The sequence below is a fragment of the Ferruginibacter sp. genome (assembly GCF_014377975.1).
Classification (GTDB): domain Bacteria; phylum Bacteroidota; class Bacteroidia; order Chitinophagales; family Chitinophagaceae; genus Ferruginibacter.
In genome coordinates, this window is sequence record NZ_JACMOO010000413.1 from 1 (window position 1) to 16,244 (window position 16,244).

Here is a 16,244-nt window from a genome sequence, read left to right on the forward strand (position 1 = left end):
GTTATTTTTACCTCCATGATATTTCCATTTTCCTTTACTGCAGAAACCAAAAATGCCCCTTCTGCTCTCAAGGTTTGGAAAGATACATTTTTCCATTGGACGGGAATTGCTGGAAAAATTTCGATGCAGCCATTGTTGCTTTGTATCAGCATTTCATGAATGCCCTGGGCAAAAGCAAAATTTCTTTCAAGGGTAAATGGTCGGTAAGTAAAGTTAGAATACTGGCTACCACGCTGATCTCCATTTAAATGAAAACTATTGGAAGAAACAAAATTAATGGCAAATATCCTGAGCATTTTTGCTGCATTGTCACCGTCTTTTGCTTTGGCATACAGGCAGGCTGCCCAGCTAAAAGAATAGCCACACCATTCTCTTGTTCCTTTTTTTTCCAACCATCGCAAACTTTTATCCATGATACTTTTATCAGTTACATTAGTAACATCAGGCAGTTCCATTGGGTAGACCGCCATCAGATGTGCATGGTGCCTGTGAGACTGATCCAAATTTTGGTTGGGTGCAATTGTAAGGCCGGTTTGATTGGTATCCAAAGGAGGATATAATTTACTGTTCTCAACTATTTTTTCAGGATTACCATAAGGTACTTTACTTAATATATCACTGTACTCCCGGTTTAGGTTTTTAATTAATGATAAATTATAGTTTGTAAAATTAGGAAACCATGTCTGTATGCTGTTGTCATTATATTCTGGTGATGAACTAAGCGGCAAACGATATTGTTTACCAATGGTATCGGTGATCAGGATTTTTGAAAGATATTTTTCCACAGCATCAAAATAAGGACGACATCTTTGTTCAAGAAATTTTTTATCCATGCTATATTTCCATTGCCAGTAAAAATGCTGGGCCAGCCATGCCGCGGTGGTTGGACTCATTGAATATTGAATCCAGCCTCCCATTGGTTTTCCGCTAATGATAGTTACACCAGGCACATTTAAACCATCTGTACCAAAATATTGCTTTGTCCATCTTTCATTTTCGGGCTTTACTTTCCATAACCAGTTGGTGAAAGACGCAATAAGATCAAGGTGGTTGCCTGTGTATCCGGGCCAGAAACTCGATTCGGTATTCAGGTCATGGTGTAAATCGCCTTTCCATGGCGGCAGGTTGCCATTGTCGGCTGTTCAGATGGCTTGCAAAGAAATAGGGGGCGTATTGTTTCTTGCAAAACATCCAAATTTGTATATCTCTAAATAATATTGTTTTGCCAGCAAGGTATCCGGAATGGAAACTGCCGACCGGCTCCAGTAATTTTTCCACCGGGCAATATGTGTATCCCATCCGGCCGGTTCTTTCAATTTGAAATTGATGGCAGGCAACGTGGCCCTCTTATTTCGGGTAATCGTCCATTGCCCCATTATTTTGTTGCCCTTCTTTATCCATTGCATCAACAATTTATAATAATTATTTTTCCATGTGGGCTGATGATAACGCAGGAAATTTTTTCCTCTTTTAATATTACCTGCCTTATACCCCAGTTTTTGAAGCCCCTGCCCTTCGACACTATTGCCGGATATTCCTTTTTTTACTGAATGATAAGAAGGGATTTTTATAACAGGAATAATAGCTTCGGTGCAGTTTTCAAAATTAAAATAACCCACCTGGTTTGCAGCATGAATATAATTATTAAATACTGAGCCATTTTCGAAATGAATGGTACTTAAAGCAGTTGTAATATCCAGTTCGTTACTTACAACTTTTCCAAATTTATTTAAGTCAAATTCTATCGCCGCTCCCGGAATTTTTGTAGGTGCAGGGTATTTTTCATAGGGCTCATCTCCTATTTTTTGTACCGCATTGTATTGTCCTTTTCGAACCTGTGCTACTACCCATTAAAAACGAAGTTTTTCAATTTCGGGCATCGGGCGGTCATCCCATAAATCAACCCTGTCCAAAGAAATCCTGACCTTGTTTTCCTTTTGCCAGATTAATGCACCCAACCAACCATTGCCCAATGGAATAGCCTCATCCCAACGTTTGGCCATTGAATCAAATACAAGGTTATCTTTTACGCCCGGCTGGGCTACAGCAGGTAAATAATATAAAAGATAAAAAATAAAGAGCAGGCAATTTCTCATTCTAATTAATATTGTGTGCATTAAAAGAAGTGCAAAAATTTATCAGATTTTCTTTTTAGAATTTAGAAGATAAGCCTGTAATACAGGTTCTGTATTCAGCTGGTCAACAGCATTTTCTCTGCCCATTAGGTATTCGTCTTCCATTGATAGTTTCCATCAGCAAAAATTTCTTTACCCCATACCGGTAATTCCTGCTTTATTCTTTCGACGGTTTCTTCGCAGGCATCAATGGCCATTTTTCTATGTTTGGAAGAAGTGAAAACAAATAAACATATTTCTCCTGTATTTACTATTCCAAGGCTATGAAAAACATGCATACAGATTAATGCATATTTCGCAAAAATATCCTCTCTTATTTCGTCCATTTTTTTAATGGCCATCGATTCATAACTGGTGTATTCTACTGCGCTTATTTCCTTTCCGTCAATGACGTCTTTTCTTACCTGGCCCAAAAAAATATTGTGTGCACCAATGCCGGTTTTACTGCTGTGTTTTTGAATATTATCTGCAATAAATGCAGCCGTTATTGCTCCCTGGATAAATATATTTTTTGCTGACATAAATTGAAAATTAAGTTAGTTATCTTTCTTTAACCCCTATATATTTTTCAAATGTATCAAACTATCACTGGATTCGCTACATCAGAGCAAATGGAGAGGGAAATTGCCTGCTGGAAATAGTCTTTTAATAATATCATTAAAAAAAGGCCTTCCAGGAAGACCCTTTTTGGGGGATACACAATTAATTAATTAAGACAGCTATTTTAATTTATCAGTAAAAAAGAAAAATATGAAGTTGAATGATACTGGATTTATTGGTTTTTTTATAGAGGATATTGAAAAGAGGTTGGTTTAGTGTGGATATTTGGATAAGATTGATAAACTAATATCAATCAACTTCAATAGCAAAGATGCGGCTAATCTATTTTGTATACAATAGCAATATTTCGCTTTTTTCTGCATAGGATAATTTCTTTATTTTAGTAATTAACCTTTTTTGTTCATAGAAAATTTACGCTTGCATTTGGGGTAGGATTACTATAAATGACGTAACAATTGCTGAGCCTCATTTTTGTTACTCATCAACACTATGTCTTTTCAGACATTTCTTTTATTGCAATAATTAACAAAAGTGGTGGCGATGGGGTATTACTATTGGTGTGGGATATAAAAAAATAGATTCATAATCCGAATGATTTTATTACTTTATCAACAGGTCAGTGTGCTCAGTAAAATTTATCAGCCCCTGCCTTTTTAGTTAGCAGGCAGCTATGTGCCGGATTGTTTTTGTTCCTCCTCCCGGCTCGCATACTCTTCCGTGGGATCTGGCAATACACTGAAGGTTATTTCCTGTAACGATAAAACAGAAGAAGCCGAAAACAAGCCCACCCCGTCCCCGGTATAAGTATAGTCTACCAGCGTTAGTTTCACCACGCCATCAATGGAAAGTTCGATATAACTGCCATAACGGATTAATCTGAATCGATATGTTTTTGCCTCATTGGTAGTAAAATTGCCTGCCTGAAGATTATTAAAAATAAAATTCTGCCGGTTATCGAGCGGATTAAAACCCCATGCCGTTATTTCCGTATGGCCATTGGAAACATCCAGTGAAATAAAGTAGCCGTTGCCGTTTTGATCAATATCCGTAACCAGCCCTAATTTACCCATACCCTCAACTATTAGCAGGCCTTCCCAGATAAAACACGCTGAAGGTTTCTGAAAATAAAATACCTCATAGCCTCCTTTTGAACCACAAACCCACTTATCAGGCTCAATGACCGATGTTGCAGATGGGTTTGAAAACAAATGGTTTACATCAGGAAGATCTCCCTGTGGTATTATCTTTTTTATCATCTGGTTCCAACGGTAATAACTTTTTAACAACAACTGGCCTTCCTGATCAATCTCCAATTCTTTGGGGGGAGGCAGCACACGCAGCGAATCGTTCTTTCGCTGAACATAAAAAAAATTGTATACCAGCAGGTGGGTTCCATCCAAAACAGTGCGGGCAGCATAATTACCGTGCGGTAGCACCACATCGCTTTGAAAGGAATGATATTCTCCAAAAAAATCGGGTGCAAACCAATATCGTACGCTCACATCCTCCCTGATAGAGCCTAATAAATAATAACGCCCACCCAATTCAAACACACAAGGACATTCAATGTCATCGTATACAAGAGGGTACAGCAGCGGCGGCATCAACTCAACAATATCATTTGTTATTTTAACAAGCCCTACACATCCCCTTCGGGATACCAGCCCGGATTTAGACCTGGCACACAATAGCAGGTACACATCTCCCTTATAAACGAACCGGAAAGGATCCCGGAAACTCAGCCATTTTCTGGGATTCATTTCGGGTGTTTCGTAATAAATACCTTTAGGCTTGATTGGAAAAATTTTCTTAGAGGATTTTTGCCAGTCCACCAGGTTATCTGATACTGCCAACCCAATCGATGAAATTACGCCCCGGTCTTTTCTTTGCAGACCTGTATAATACATTTCGAATTTATTGTCTACCTCGCAAACATCCATTGTCCATAGCATATCATCGTCCCATTCACCTGGATGACCAACAAATAAAGCGTTGTTTACTCTTTTCCAGGAAATTCCATCTGTTGAAACAGCATGGGCAATATAATCATGATTGGGAATGATTAAATGAAATAAATGATACGTCTCTTTATAAATAATGACTGTTATGTCGCCAATTTCCCAATCGCTGAAGCCTGATCCTGAATACATAATTATAATCTGTTTTTAATCTGCAAAACTACCTTATTCCTGGGGGATTGGCTATTTTTGCCAGATTGCTTGTTGACACAAAAAACTATCAGTTATGAAACAATTTTATATTCAACTATATAGTCCACATGGATTGATCCGGTCTGCCGATCCGGAAATTGGCAGGGATAAGGATACCGGCGGTCAGGTAAAATACGTGCTGGAGTTGCTGGAGAACCTATCTCTTCACCCTGCAGTAAGAAAGGTGGATCTTTTTACGAGACGGGTTATTGATAAACGGGTTTCCAGTTCTTACGAAAAAGAAATCGAGATTGTAAATGAGAAGGCCCGAATAATAAGAATTTCATGTGGAGGTCATGCTTACCGGCCCAAAGAATCTTTATGGGATTTTCTGGACGAATTTGTTGATAAAACAATCCGGTTTATGGACGAAGAGGCGGATTTTCCCGATGTAGTGCATGGCCATTATGCAGATGGAAATTACCTTGCAGGGCAGGTGAGCGAAATATTTGGTATACCCTTTCTTGCAACCGGGCATTCTTTAGGAAAAAACAAAAAGAATATTCTTTTACAGGAAGGCATGACAGCCGAAAAAATAAATGAAAAATTTAATATGGAACGGCGTATAGCTGTTGAGGAAAGCACCCTCAAAGCCGCCGATATGTTTATTGTAAGCACCCAGCATGTAATAGATACCCAGTATGCTTTATATGATAATAAAGCAGCCACTAAATTTGAAGTAATCCCTCCTGGTGTTACACCTGAAACTTTTTATCCCTTTTACAGGTTAGACATGCCCTCCTTTAAAATGTCTGTAGAACAGGAGCAGGCTTTATATCGTGTAAACCTGGATATAGACCGGTTTTTATTTAATCCTGCAAAGCCATTAATTCTTTCTATTGGGAGAGCCGATAAAAGGAAAAATTTTGAGATGATCATTCAATCTTACGGGGAGGATAAGGAATTGCAGGCAATGGCAAATCTTGCCATATTTGCAGGGGTAAGAAAAGATATCAGTAAGATGCCTGATGACGAAAAGGACATACTGACCAATCTTTTATTGCTGCTGGACAAATATGACTTATACGGCAAGATGGCTATTCCCAAAAAAAATGATCCCAAACTGGATGTGCCTGAAATTTACCGCCTTGCTGCCCGTAAAAAAGGCGTATTTGTAAATGCTACACCTGGTGAAAATTTTGGGCTTACCATTGTGGAAGCGGCGGCTTGTGGATTACCTGTAATCGCTTCGCCAACAGGCGGACCAAAAGAAATACTGGAGCACTGTGAAAACGGTTTGCTGGTAGATGTGGAAAATCCGAAGGCCATTGCAGAGGCGTTAAAGAAAATAATTGCTGACCAGGCATTGTGGGAAAAATATTCAGGCAATGGCATCATTGCAGCCACCCAGTTGTATTCATGGACTTCTTTTACCAATAAATATATTGAAGTAATTAACTGTATTTTAAAGGAAAAAGATAGCAATACATTTAGTTTTACAAACAAAACGGCCTACGGTAAAATATTAGCTAGCGCAGACATGTTTGTTATTTCAGACCTGGACGGTACGCTGGTTGAAGGTGCTGATACAGAAGGGTTAAAGGAATTTAAACAGTGGATGAAAGACCACAGGGAGAATGTTGTATTTGGTATTGCCAGCGGCAGAAACAAAGATATTACCGCCCAGGCCTTAAAAGATTATGATCTTCCCAAACCCGATATTTTGATTTGTTCTGCCGGCTCAGAGATATATTATACGGACAGGTTTATTCCAGATAAAGGTTGGGCCCGCTATATTGATTACCAGTGGAAAAGAAGCGAATTACAGCAGGCTCTGGCTGATTTTCCAGGTATCCGGTTACAGGAACCTGCAGCACAATGGCGTTTTAAATTGAGTTATTACCTGGATGATAATTTTGGGGATGATAACCTGGCCAATCTGTATAAATTTTTGGACGATCGAAAACTGAGGGCAAAAGTATTGCTCACAGAAAACCACTATCTGGACTTATTGCCATTCCGCGCCAGTAAAGGCAGTGCAGTAAGATTCCTGAGTTATAAATGGAAGATTCCTTTGGAAAGATTTATAACAGCCGGAAACAGCGGTAACGACGAAGATATGCTGAAAGGAAAAGTAAATGGAATTGTTGTATCCAACTACAGTCCGGAACTCGAAGATCTGAAAAAGCACAAGTCGATTTACTTTGCTAAAAAACCTTTGTCGAATGGAGTGTTGGAAGGAATCAATTTTCACATATCATCCGATCCTCTTTTTGTCGATATAAAAAAATAGTATTACAAATTTATTGTCCCGGTAATAATTAAGATCATTGCGGTCCGGAATTTTATCGGGATATTTTTATCTACTTAAGCAAACAAAATATGTTGCTGAAATGCCTGGTCCCTGTAACCATACCTCCTTAAAAAAGATACAGGAATGGTGCTGATTGACTGTGGAATTATCATAAAAGATGGATAAAAGTTCCCTGAATCAGCAATTGGTCAGGGCATCATTTCCTTTAACGTTTTTCCTCCTTTAATGCCAAAATCAAGCGTTCTGATTGGAAAGGGTACTGTAATATCGTTTTTGTCGAAAGCTTTTTTTATGCGGATGATGGCCTCGCTGCATCCCGTAAGGTAATCAATTTGTTCGGGAGATTTTATCCACATCCTGACAATAAAATTAATTGAACTATCACCGAATTCCCGAAAGAAAAGGGTTACTTCATCTTCGTTTGACAAGTGTTCTATGCCTTTCACAGCAGCAAGGGTTACCGCTCTCACTTTTTCGAGATCATCCCCGTAAGAAACGCCTATAGTAAGGTCAATCCTTCTTTTACCCAACAACGAAAAATTTTCAATGGGGTTCTGAAATACGTCTTTATTCGGGATGATCACCATTTCTCCCTGAAAAGTACGTAAAACTGTATCCCGCAAATTTATCTCCTCTACCTTACCCATATAGTCTTTAACCTTTACAATGTCTCCAATATGCAGAGGCTTGCGAAAGGAAATAAAAATGCCACAAATAAAATTCGCAGCAATATCCTGAAAGGCAAATGCAAGCGCCAACCCTATAATTCCAGCACCGGCCAGCATAGAGGTAACCGCTTTATCAAGTTTAAGGATGCTTAAGGCAGTAAACAATGTAATACTGATTAAAAAAACATGTATCACAGAGCCAATAAGGTTATTGAGTGTAATATTACCTGAAATTCGTGCAACTAATTTTAATATTAATTTAGACAGCTTTTTTGCCACGAAAAAGCCAATCACCAAAACAATGCTTGCAAAAAAAATATTGGGCAGCATTTTTATAAAAATATTCACCCATCCAGAAAGTTTAAGGCTAATGATTCTGTATATTTCAGTCAAGTCCATTTTTTGCTTTTTAAAAGATGATAATTTTATAGAAAAGTACGCAGCTTTCCTTGTTGCAAGGTGCATACCAAATTGCAGTTCTTTACTTTTACCTCACCCTACCCTCTCCCAAGGAGAAAGCTTTAGACTCTGCGACTATAAATACTTTTCGTTTTCTTACATAGATTATAACCACTAAAGCCCTCTCAAAGGAGAAGGCTTTAGTGGTTACGAAAGTAAAGCGTCTTCGTTTTCGCCTATAGTTTACAGCAGCCACAATGTAGTAGATACTCTTGTTACAAAACAATCAGGTAAAAATAAAACTATTATAAAAATGTACTGAATGGTAGTACGCCCATTTCCATTATTCACCTGATTAAGCGTGTCCGGATGAAATCCCTTATTTTGTTCGCCGAAGTACCAACTTTATCTGTAATTGATAAAAGTAGTTCCGGGCTAATGGCCAGATGATGGGACCACCAAATTAATTCACCAAGATTATTGAGATTGACGTTGTTCAGGTCTTTTGGTGTTTGCATCTGTATACTCATCACAATAAATAATTGAAAGATCTTTTTGAATGTTGTTCATAGAAAAGCAATAGACAGACTATTTAAAATTAGCGAAATGCCAGATTGAATAGACCCAATATTGCCATGGTGCATCAATGTTTTAATTGCATGACGCGGCTTAAAAACCAAAAATTTATTGTCAATTATTTCCTTTGCCGGTGCTGATCCATTTTTTTAGGATAGCACTGTATTTAATCGCATCATTATTTTCAGGATCAAGCTCAAGTACTTTATCGTAGTAACCTAACGAGGCTGTATAATCCTTTGTGGTATTTGCTTCATAAGCACCCAGGTATTCAAAGGTGCTCACTAGTAACTGTTTGTTTTTTGCGGTATCCTTTGATATAATATTTACCAGCCCTAAGTAATGTGGAACGGCAAGCCCTTTTTCCATATTTGTATCGATCAAGGCATTGCTCCTTGCCCGCCAAAGATAACCATGAACCTGGTCTGGATATTTTTCTTCATAAATGGCAAAAACACTGTCAGCCTTTAAATAATTTTTTCCTAAGTATAAGGCCATGCCCCATTTGTATATATCAAGATTGGTAGGACTTTCCTTTAATTCATAAATTTTTCCTCTCCATTCGGCTTCCCTGTCACTGTTACCAAGTTGCTTTTGAAGATCGGCGACATTAATCATATAACTTACTGATTCTACTTTGTCTTGCACCAGTCCCAGCGCCTTTTTGTACCATTCAATTGCCAAAGACTTATCTGGGTTTACATGCTCAAGTAACGTTGCCTTCATTTCAAAATCTTTCGCAACCATTGAAGAGTCGTTTTGCTTTTCAAAATACAGGTTCATGTTGTTGAGTGCCGTTGACGAATCGCCCAGTGCAGCCTGGCTGTAAGCAACCATTTTGTACAACCTGGGTTGGGCGCTACTGCCTTCCTGTGTTAAAATAGCTTTGGCTTCTTTAATAGCCAAATTCCAATTTTGTGAAACATAATCAAGGTCTGCGATCATGTATGCATGTTTGGGCGATGGCTCTGAATTTGCGATGTACTTTGTAAGAAACTGTTTAGCTTTTACAACATCCGTAAAATAATAATAGTAATATAGCTCATAGAGCGCGGGTGTATACATCGAGTCAGCCTGTATGGCCTTGGAAAATCTGTCGAGATAAATTTCAACATTCTTTTGTGTTTTGTATATGCGGCCTTTTTTAAACATTGCTTCGGCATAAGAGGGGTTTATTTGCAAGGCTTTATTATAACTTAATATCGCATTGGAGCCGTCCACAATTTTCCGATAAGCGTCTCCCAGGGCGGTATAAATTTCTGGATTTTTCTTATCGCGTTTTACTGCTTTCTCCAGCAGTTCCACCGCCCAGAGGCTATCTCCATTTTTGCTGTTTATATTTGCGTTTGCAACTGCAAGCAACGCCGCAGGATCTTTATATTTAGTGGCCTCCAGTACTTTTACCATTTGTTCCCTGGCCTGTTGTTTTAAGCCGGAATCAAGCAACAGGTGTGCCCAGCCGATAAAGATCAAAGGGTTTTGCTTTAATGAAGAATTTTCTGCCGATAACTGACCAACCTTATTTTCTAAAATTTTCTTTGCGGAATCAATATTTTTTTCCTGAAGGTAAATTTCACCCAGCCAGTACCAGGCATCAGGCGATGCATCATTCTGTTTTATTACAGACTGCAAAATATTTTTTGCAGTTTCAAAATTCTGATAATAAAGTTGCTTTTTTGCTTCATCAATTGTTTGGGAATTTGCAGCATTAAAAATCAGCAATGCCGGCAATAGTAATATAAAAGTCTTTTTCATATAAAAAATTTTAGTTAAATAAATAGTAAATAATATCAGAGCGGCGCAATTGTGAGCACCGGAGGGGCTGTATAACGTTGTATAATATTTCGAAACATTGAAGAAAAAAAGCCAGGCATCCTGGTTTCTGTACCGGGATTAAGTATAACCAGATCGGCTGATTCCAGCATGGCAAATTCGTACACTGCCTCTGCTACATTTTGAGAAAGAATTATTTCAGTCTGTACTTTTATCAGGCAATTATCACATAATAACTGAAATGCCTTTTGCACATAATATTGTACCTTATCTTTTGTTTTTTCGTTTTCCACCCCTAATAATTTTATGGTGGTATTGTATAGGGAAGCCATGTAGATGCCATACATTAATTTATTTACAGGTAAAAAATCCGTAACCGGAATTACGATAGCGAACAATTTCGTTAGCCTGCGATTAACCGGAATAGTAATTACAGGAATATTAGTAATTTCTGCAAGTTTGTCGGGATCTACCAGCAACGTACGCTTGTGAACGCATTTTCTTTTTTGCCCAATAAGCACCAGGTCAAAATGATGGTGCGCCACCAAATCTTCGATCACAGACAGCCATTCTCCTTTGATGATTCCGTATTGCACATTAATGGATTCGCCTGCCGATAAATGGATTTGATTAACCAGCTTGTTCATTTTATATTCCACTTCGCTTCTATTTTCAATAACACTGTATGGAACTGCATTATGTCCTTGTAACAGGGCACCAAATGCAAAGGAAACCTCGTTAAACACATGCAACAGGTAAATACTGCAATGGTATTCCCGGGCAATCTCCATTGATTTTATAACCAGTTCCTCCGATACTTTTGAAAAATCCACGGGAACCAATATCTTATTGAATAATTTTCGCATGGGCTAATTTTTATTATATAATATTACCGCACAGGCATAAAGAAGTGATTAAGCCTTTATTAAAATCGGATTAAAATTGTTTTGGTGCGTAGAAAAAGAATGTATTTGTATAGTTGAGTTTGGCTTAAAACCGGATATCAGGCATCCATCGAATTAAAGCAGCAACAGTACATAGGGCAAAATAATTTACAATACGGAAACAATATTGGGAATTGTTAAAGTAAACAGGGTTCCTTTTTCGGGTGCGGATTCTACCCCAATCGCCGCCTTATGAAGTGAAAGAATTCTCTTTGTTAGTGTTAGGCCCAGACCGAAACCTGGCTTATTTTGGGCTGTTTCGGCGCGAAAAAAAGGCTGAAAGATATTTTGTATGTCTGCTTCAGCGATAATATCTCCAATGTTGGCAACTTTTATAATAATCTTCGATTTGTCGAATAATACCGCAACTTTAGATTGATGATCGCTGGCATATTTGCACCCGTTTTCGATGATGTTTTTGAATGCAATATATAAAAGGTTTGCATTCCCAAACACCGTCAAAAGCTTTTCATCATCCGGAACCACCTCAAAATTGAGTGCGATTTTATATTTTCCGTTTTGCTTCTTCACATCAGAAATCACCTTAAAAAGTATTTCATCTACCCGTACTTCATTTAGATCAATACCGCCATGGGAGCCTGTTTTCGCTATATTTAATAAACTATGGGTTAACAGATGTAATTCTTTGATGTCTTCGTACACGCTCTGCATTACCTCCAGATATTCTTCGCCAGACCTGTTTTTTTGCATGGCTACTTCGAGCTGGCTGGATATGGATGTTAAAGGCGTAGATAATTCGTGAGAGGCATTGGAAATAAAATTCCGCTGTGTCATAAATGATTGCTGCAGCCTGTCAAGCAAATCATTAAAAGTTTGGGCAAGCCTGGTAAGCTCGTCCCTGGGCCGGCCTGTTTTTATATGCTTTGACAGGTTATTCGAAGTGATCAGGTTAACCTCTTCAGTTATCCGCCTGATGGGGGATATAACGCTTTTTGCAAAAGCCAATCCACCAAAAAAAGAAAAAACAATTGCCAGCAGCAGCGCAATCACCAAAGTTTTCCGCAGTTGCAACAAGTACTCCTCGCCGTCGATATCATACGCAGCAACCGCAATAATAAATCTATTAACTTTGCCTTTGTTGTAATAAATTGCAGCAGCCTTTTGCAGGTGATAATCAAACAGATATTCTCCTTCTTTTTTTACATGCGCTATTTCTTTCGGGGTAAGCATCAGGGAATCATGGGGATTGTCTGAAAAAAAGTATTCCGGTAATCCATCATCGTTGATAATTGTAATACTTTTATTGTAAAGGGAAGCTACAGCTGCAGTATTCATCATCCGCATAAAGGAAATATTATTGTCTTTTGTGCCAGCATATACCTTTGCCGTGCTTACTGCACGGTTTTTTAGCCTTTTACTAAAAGAACCAGCTCTCTCATTTACACTTACAAAATAAACTGACACACTTACTATCGCTACAAAAAGCGTAACAAGTATGGCAAACAACAATGCTATTTTATATTTTATGCTCATGTTGCCTATTTTGCTTTTAACATATAACCCATACCCACCTGTGTGTGAATCAGCTTTGGTTCAAAATCCCGATCAATTTTATTGCGCAAAAAATTTACATACACATCAATCACATTTGTTTTAGTGTCGAAATCGATGTCCCATACTTTTACGGCAATATCGGCCCTTGACACCACCCGGTTGCGATTACGCATAAAATATTCCAGCAGTTGAAATTCCTTGGCGGTAAGGTTGATAGATTTACCATCTCTGTTCACTTCCATGCTATCAATATTCATTTCTAAATTGGCTACTTTCAAAATGTTTCCGGCAGGCAATTGCTGATTCATAGTACGCTTCAATAAAGCCCGGATCCTGGCAAGCAGTTCTTTAAATTCAAATGGCTTTACCAGGTAATCGTCTGCACCGGCATCAAAACCTTCTATTTTATCATCAGTTGTGTTTAAGGCGGTTAACATGATGATGGGTATATGCTGGTTGCGGCTACGAATTATTCTACACAAATCGTATCCATTTATGCCTGGAATATTAATATCTGTAATTATTAAATTAAAGCTTCCTGAATCAAAGATCCTTAATCCAATATTTCCATCATAGGCCGTTTGTACATGATAATCCAGTTCTCTTAACCCTTTTGAAAGAGTATCGGCAATTTTCTTTTCATCTTCAACAAGTAATATTTTAATTTCTTCCATATCGGTTATTTAGCTGGATTCGCCAACATACATTATTTTTTATTGCGGAGCAGTTCATTATCTCCTGGTTAGAAATGTGAAAGGCTATTTTTTAATATTCACCGGCTATTTCAAAAAAGTATAGAACAAAATTTTACCGGCAAATTTACATTGAGTGTAGCTTTTTCCTGTAATTCTGAAACTAAAACCAATACGTATTTAAACAGTGTTTTGGCAGGCAATTGCCAAAATCTTGTTTTCTTTAAATTTTAAAGAATCAGCCGTACGCCACCTAATTCTTCCACACGATAACTGAATTTTTCACCTGGAGAACTGATAAACATAAAATTTTTTGCTATCCCCCATTCTTTACTTAACCGCTCTATCAGTTCAGGACCAAATTCACCCGTCATGGTTATAAATTCCATTTTAATATTGGGATATGCCCTGTCAAGAACTTCAAAATCGACTAAAAATTTTTCAGGCGCAGGTTGATGTTCTTTCAATACCGTAACGATTTTTACTTTACGGGTAATTTCATTTTCCTGCACGTATATCATCACTTTATTAAGTGTGGAAATATCGTCGGCTTTTGAAAAAAATATAAATTCCTGTTGATGTAATTCGTTTATAAAATAGCTTATTTTTTTGCGGCTCACCAATGTAATTTTACGCAAACTATCTGTAAGGGATTTAAGTATTTCTAACACAAATTCCATAATATGAATCCGGTTAAGCATGGCATATATAAGCAACATAGACGGTACAAAATATTGCAGAAATACTACCAGGTATTGAGGTTGCATCTTTACGTTGCCGTACAATGCAGCAACAACAGCTAACAAGGCAAGCAATACCACTAAGGGCGTTGCATATTCGGGCCGGGGCAAACGGGCTCTCCTGATCTTTAACATTAAGTTTCCAAGTGCAAAAAAAGCCATCACCATTAAAAAAGAGATGGTATAAACACCAGCAAGGGGTGCCAGCTCTCCATTTGTTACCAATAATACAGATACACACAACAGAAAAAAAGTAATTAATATTCTGTAACTGCTGCAATATTTGTTTTCCTTCAAAAGAAACTGTGGCAAAATCCTATCCAGCGTCATTCTTTTTATCAATCCATTTACGCCAACAAAAGAAGTGAGCAGGGCCCCGCTAAGTACCGTAACTGCATTGATTGAAATTAGCAGGGCGAGCCAATTGCCGCCCGTTAATTTTGCCATGTAACTCAAAAGAGATTGTTGGTGGGCATCTACCATGGCGATTGGCAAAACTGCAATAGCCAGCAATGCAATCACCGGGTTTAAAATAGATACCGCCAGCCACATATTTCGCAATGTTTTGGGGAAGACACCCTTTTTCTGCTCCTCCACAAAATTAGCGGAGCTTTCAAAGCCCGAGATACCAAGCATGGCTGCGCTGAAACCAAAAAATAAAGCAGTTGCTATACCGCCGCCTCTGACAGGTAAAGAAAAATTGATGCGAAAAACGTCTGTTCCATTTTTGAGTATAAAAAATATGGAGCTAATGATTAGCAGGGCCATTGAAATTAAATGAAATATAAATATTACCAGGGCAACCATGGCACTATCAGATATCCCAAATATCGTTAAACATAGAAATAATAATAGCAAAACAAAAGTTGCCAATATTACATGCAATGAAGGTATAATTTGCTGAAGGTAATGCATTGCTTCACTGGCCGAAATAACCGCGGTTGCCATATACGATAAGATAGTAAGACAGGCCGCCACCGAAGCATTGCTCTTGCTTGTGGTGTTCAATAATACATTGTATGCTCCACCATTTAAAGGCAATGCCCCAACCACTTCTCCATATATTCTGCGAAAAAGAAACAGTACGCCTGCTACCATTAATAAAGAAATCCAGGCATACTGACCTGCCATACCAATCGTTAGGGCAGAAACATATAAACAAGAGGAAGTAATATCGTTTCCACAGATCGCCGTGGCGAGCCAGGTACTAAGCTTTTTTTGGGCAGACATACTTCCGGCTTTGAATTTTAAAATTAATTTCGATATGGGTACGAAATGAAAAGACCATTCTATTTCTATAACATATCAATTGCATCAGTACCTGGTTAGTGTTTACAACAATATTCAAAATTTAAATTCTTTGTGAAAATAAAAAACATCCCAGGTTTAAAAGAACCTGGGTTCATTGGCAAGTGTATCTCAAGAATTATACCAGCCAAAACTGATTTATTTCCTATTTTTTTTTGCCTGATAAACATTTAAAATTTGTCATCAGAAAAATTGCGACAAAAACTTTTAAAAATTTGCGTGCATTGACCTATTTTAATTATCAAATTAAAATGAATTTGAAGTTACCGTTTTTATTGCATCCGTATTTTTTAGTTTGCGTTTCACTTATTGAAAGGATGAAGTTTCAGATTATTTATTATTATTGTCCGAGATGATTCGAAATTAACCTTCATTCTGCTTTGAAAGCACTGTTATTGTTCAAAAGTTGAAAATAGTTTGAAAACAGGGGTGTGTTTTTTCTTTGGGCTTCTTTATGGGTGGGGTATAA

12 protein-coding genes are annotated in these 16,244 nt (G+C 37.9%); 1 reads left to right on the forward strand and 11 read right to left on the reverse strand.

The annotated features are described in order from the left end of the window. The 5 genes from H7254_RS20155 to H7254_RS20175 form a co-directional block, all read right to left on the reverse strand. Positions 1 to 950, reverse strand: a 950-nt coding sequence (locus H7254_RS20155; protein ID WP_367875467.1) for a glycoside hydrolase family 95-like protein, incomplete at its 3' end; no start/stop codon positions are given. 192 nt (positions 951 to 1,142) lie between these two features. Further along, positions 1,143 to 1,619, reverse strand: a complete 477-nt coding sequence (locus H7254_RS20160) for a hypothetical protein (RefSeq protein WP_301934686.1) — start codon at positions 1,617 to 1,619, stop codon at positions 1,143 to 1,145. A gap of 231 nt (positions 1,620 to 1,850) precedes the next feature. Beyond that, complete coding sequence (locus H7254_RS20165) at positions 1,851 to 2,096, reverse strand: glycoside hydrolase N-terminal domain-containing protein (RefSeq protein ID WP_301934687.1); 246 nt, start codon at positions 2,094 to 2,096, stop codon at positions 1,851 to 1,853. A 125-nt stretch (positions 2,097 to 2,221) separates the two neighbouring features. Further along, on the reverse strand, positions 2,222 to 2,656 hold the full coding sequence (locus H7254_RS20170) for a molybdenum cofactor biosynthesis protein MoaE (protein WP_301921535.1): 435 nt from the start codon (positions 2,654 to 2,656) through the stop codon (positions 2,222 to 2,224). A 708-nt stretch (positions 2,657 to 3,364) separates the two neighbouring features. Beyond that, a complete protein-coding gene (locus H7254_RS20175) occupies positions 3,365 to 4,846 on the reverse strand; it encodes a glycosyl hydrolase family 32 (protein WP_301934688.1) in 1,482 nt (493 codons plus the stop codon). A 94-nt stretch (positions 4,847 to 4,940) separates the two neighbouring features. Between H7254_RS20175 and H7254_RS20180 the strand changes: the two genes are divergently transcribed. After that, positions 4,941 to 7,139 (forward strand): HAD-IIB family hydrolase, encoded by a 2,199-nt coding sequence (locus tag H7254_RS20180; protein ID WP_301934689.1) that lies wholly within the window; start codon positions 4,941 to 4,943, stop codon positions 7,137 to 7,139. Positions 7,140 to 7,348: 209 nt separating this feature from the next. Here the strand turns inward: H7254_RS20180 and H7254_RS20185 are convergent, their stop codons facing one another. From H7254_RS20185 to H7254_RS20210, 6 genes are all read right to left on the reverse strand, one after another. Next, on the reverse strand, positions 7,349 to 8,227 hold the full coding sequence (locus H7254_RS20185) for a mechanosensitive ion channel family protein (RefSeq protein ID WP_301934690.1): 879 nt from the start codon (positions 8,225 to 8,227) through the stop codon (positions 7,349 to 7,351). A 690-nt stretch (positions 8,228 to 8,917) separates the two neighbouring features. Further along, complete coding sequence (locus H7254_RS20190; protein ID WP_301934691.1) at positions 8,918 to 10,558, reverse strand: lipopolysaccharide assembly protein LapB; 1,641 nt, start codon at positions 10,556 to 10,558, stop codon at positions 8,918 to 8,920. 35 nt (positions 10,559 to 10,593) lie between these two features. Beyond that, on the reverse strand, positions 10,594 to 11,442 hold the full coding sequence (locus tag H7254_RS20195) for a universal stress protein (RefSeq protein WP_301934692.1): 849 nt from the start codon (positions 11,440 to 11,442) through the stop codon (positions 10,594 to 10,596). A 186-nt stretch (positions 11,443 to 11,628) separates the two neighbouring features. After that, positions 11,629 to 13,014, reverse strand: a complete 1,386-nt coding sequence (locus tag H7254_RS20200) for a HAMP domain-containing sensor histidine kinase (RefSeq protein ID WP_301934693.1) — start codon at positions 13,012 to 13,014, stop codon at positions 11,629 to 11,631. 5 nt (positions 13,015 to 13,019) lie between these two features. Further along, positions 13,020 to 13,709, reverse strand: coding sequence for a response regulator transcription factor (locus H7254_RS20205; protein ID WP_301934694.1), 690 nt, complete (start codon positions 13,707 to 13,709; stop codon positions 13,020 to 13,022). Between the two features lie 248 nt (positions 13,710 to 13,957). Next, positions 13,958 to 15,697, reverse strand: a complete 1,740-nt coding sequence (locus H7254_RS20210; RefSeq protein ID WP_301934695.1) for an APC family permease — start codon at positions 15,695 to 15,697, stop codon at positions 13,958 to 13,960. Between the last annotated feature and the right edge of the window lie 547 nt (positions 15,698 to 16,244).

What these genes read in the sequence shown, in the direction of transcription:
- H7254_RS20165 (WP_301934687.1), bottom strand. Translation starts at nt 2,096, where the DNA reads ATGAGAAATTGCCTGCTCTTTATTTTTTATCTTTTATATTATTTACCT.
- H7254_RS20170 (WP_301921535.1), bottom strand. Translation starts at nt 2,656, where the DNA reads ATGTCAGCAAAAAATATATTTATCCAGGGAGCAATAACGGCTGCATTT.
- H7254_RS20175 (WP_301934688.1), bottom strand. Translation starts at nt 4,846, where the DNA reads ATGTATTCAGGATCAGGCTTCAGCGATTGGGAAATTGGCGACATAACA.
- H7254_RS20180 (WP_301934689.1), top strand. Translation starts at nt 4,941, where the DNA reads ATGAAACAATTTTATATTCAACTATATAGTCCACATGGATTGATCCGG.
- H7254_RS20185 (WP_301934690.1), bottom strand. Translation starts at nt 8,227, where the DNA reads ATGGACTTGACTGAAATATACAGAATCATTAGCCTTAAACTTTCTGGA.
- H7254_RS20190 (WP_301934691.1), bottom strand. Translation starts at nt 10,558, where the DNA reads ATGAAAAAGACTTTTATATTACTATTGCCGGCATTGCTGATTTTTAAT.
- H7254_RS20195 (WP_301934692.1), bottom strand. Translation starts at nt 11,442, where the DNA reads ATGCGAAAATTATTCAATAAGATATTGGTTCCCGTGGATTTTTCAAAA.
- H7254_RS20200 (WP_301934693.1), bottom strand. Translation starts at nt 13,014, where the DNA reads ATGAGCATAAAATATAAAATAGCATTGTTGTTTGCCATACTTGTTACG.
- H7254_RS20205 (WP_301934694.1), bottom strand. Translation starts at nt 13,709, where the DNA reads ATGGAAGAAATTAAAATATTACTTGTTGAAGATGAAAAGAAAATTGCC.
- H7254_RS20210 (WP_301934695.1), bottom strand. Translation starts at nt 15,697, where the DNA reads ATGTCTGCCCAAAAAAAGCTTAGTACCTGGCTCGCCACGGCGATCTGT.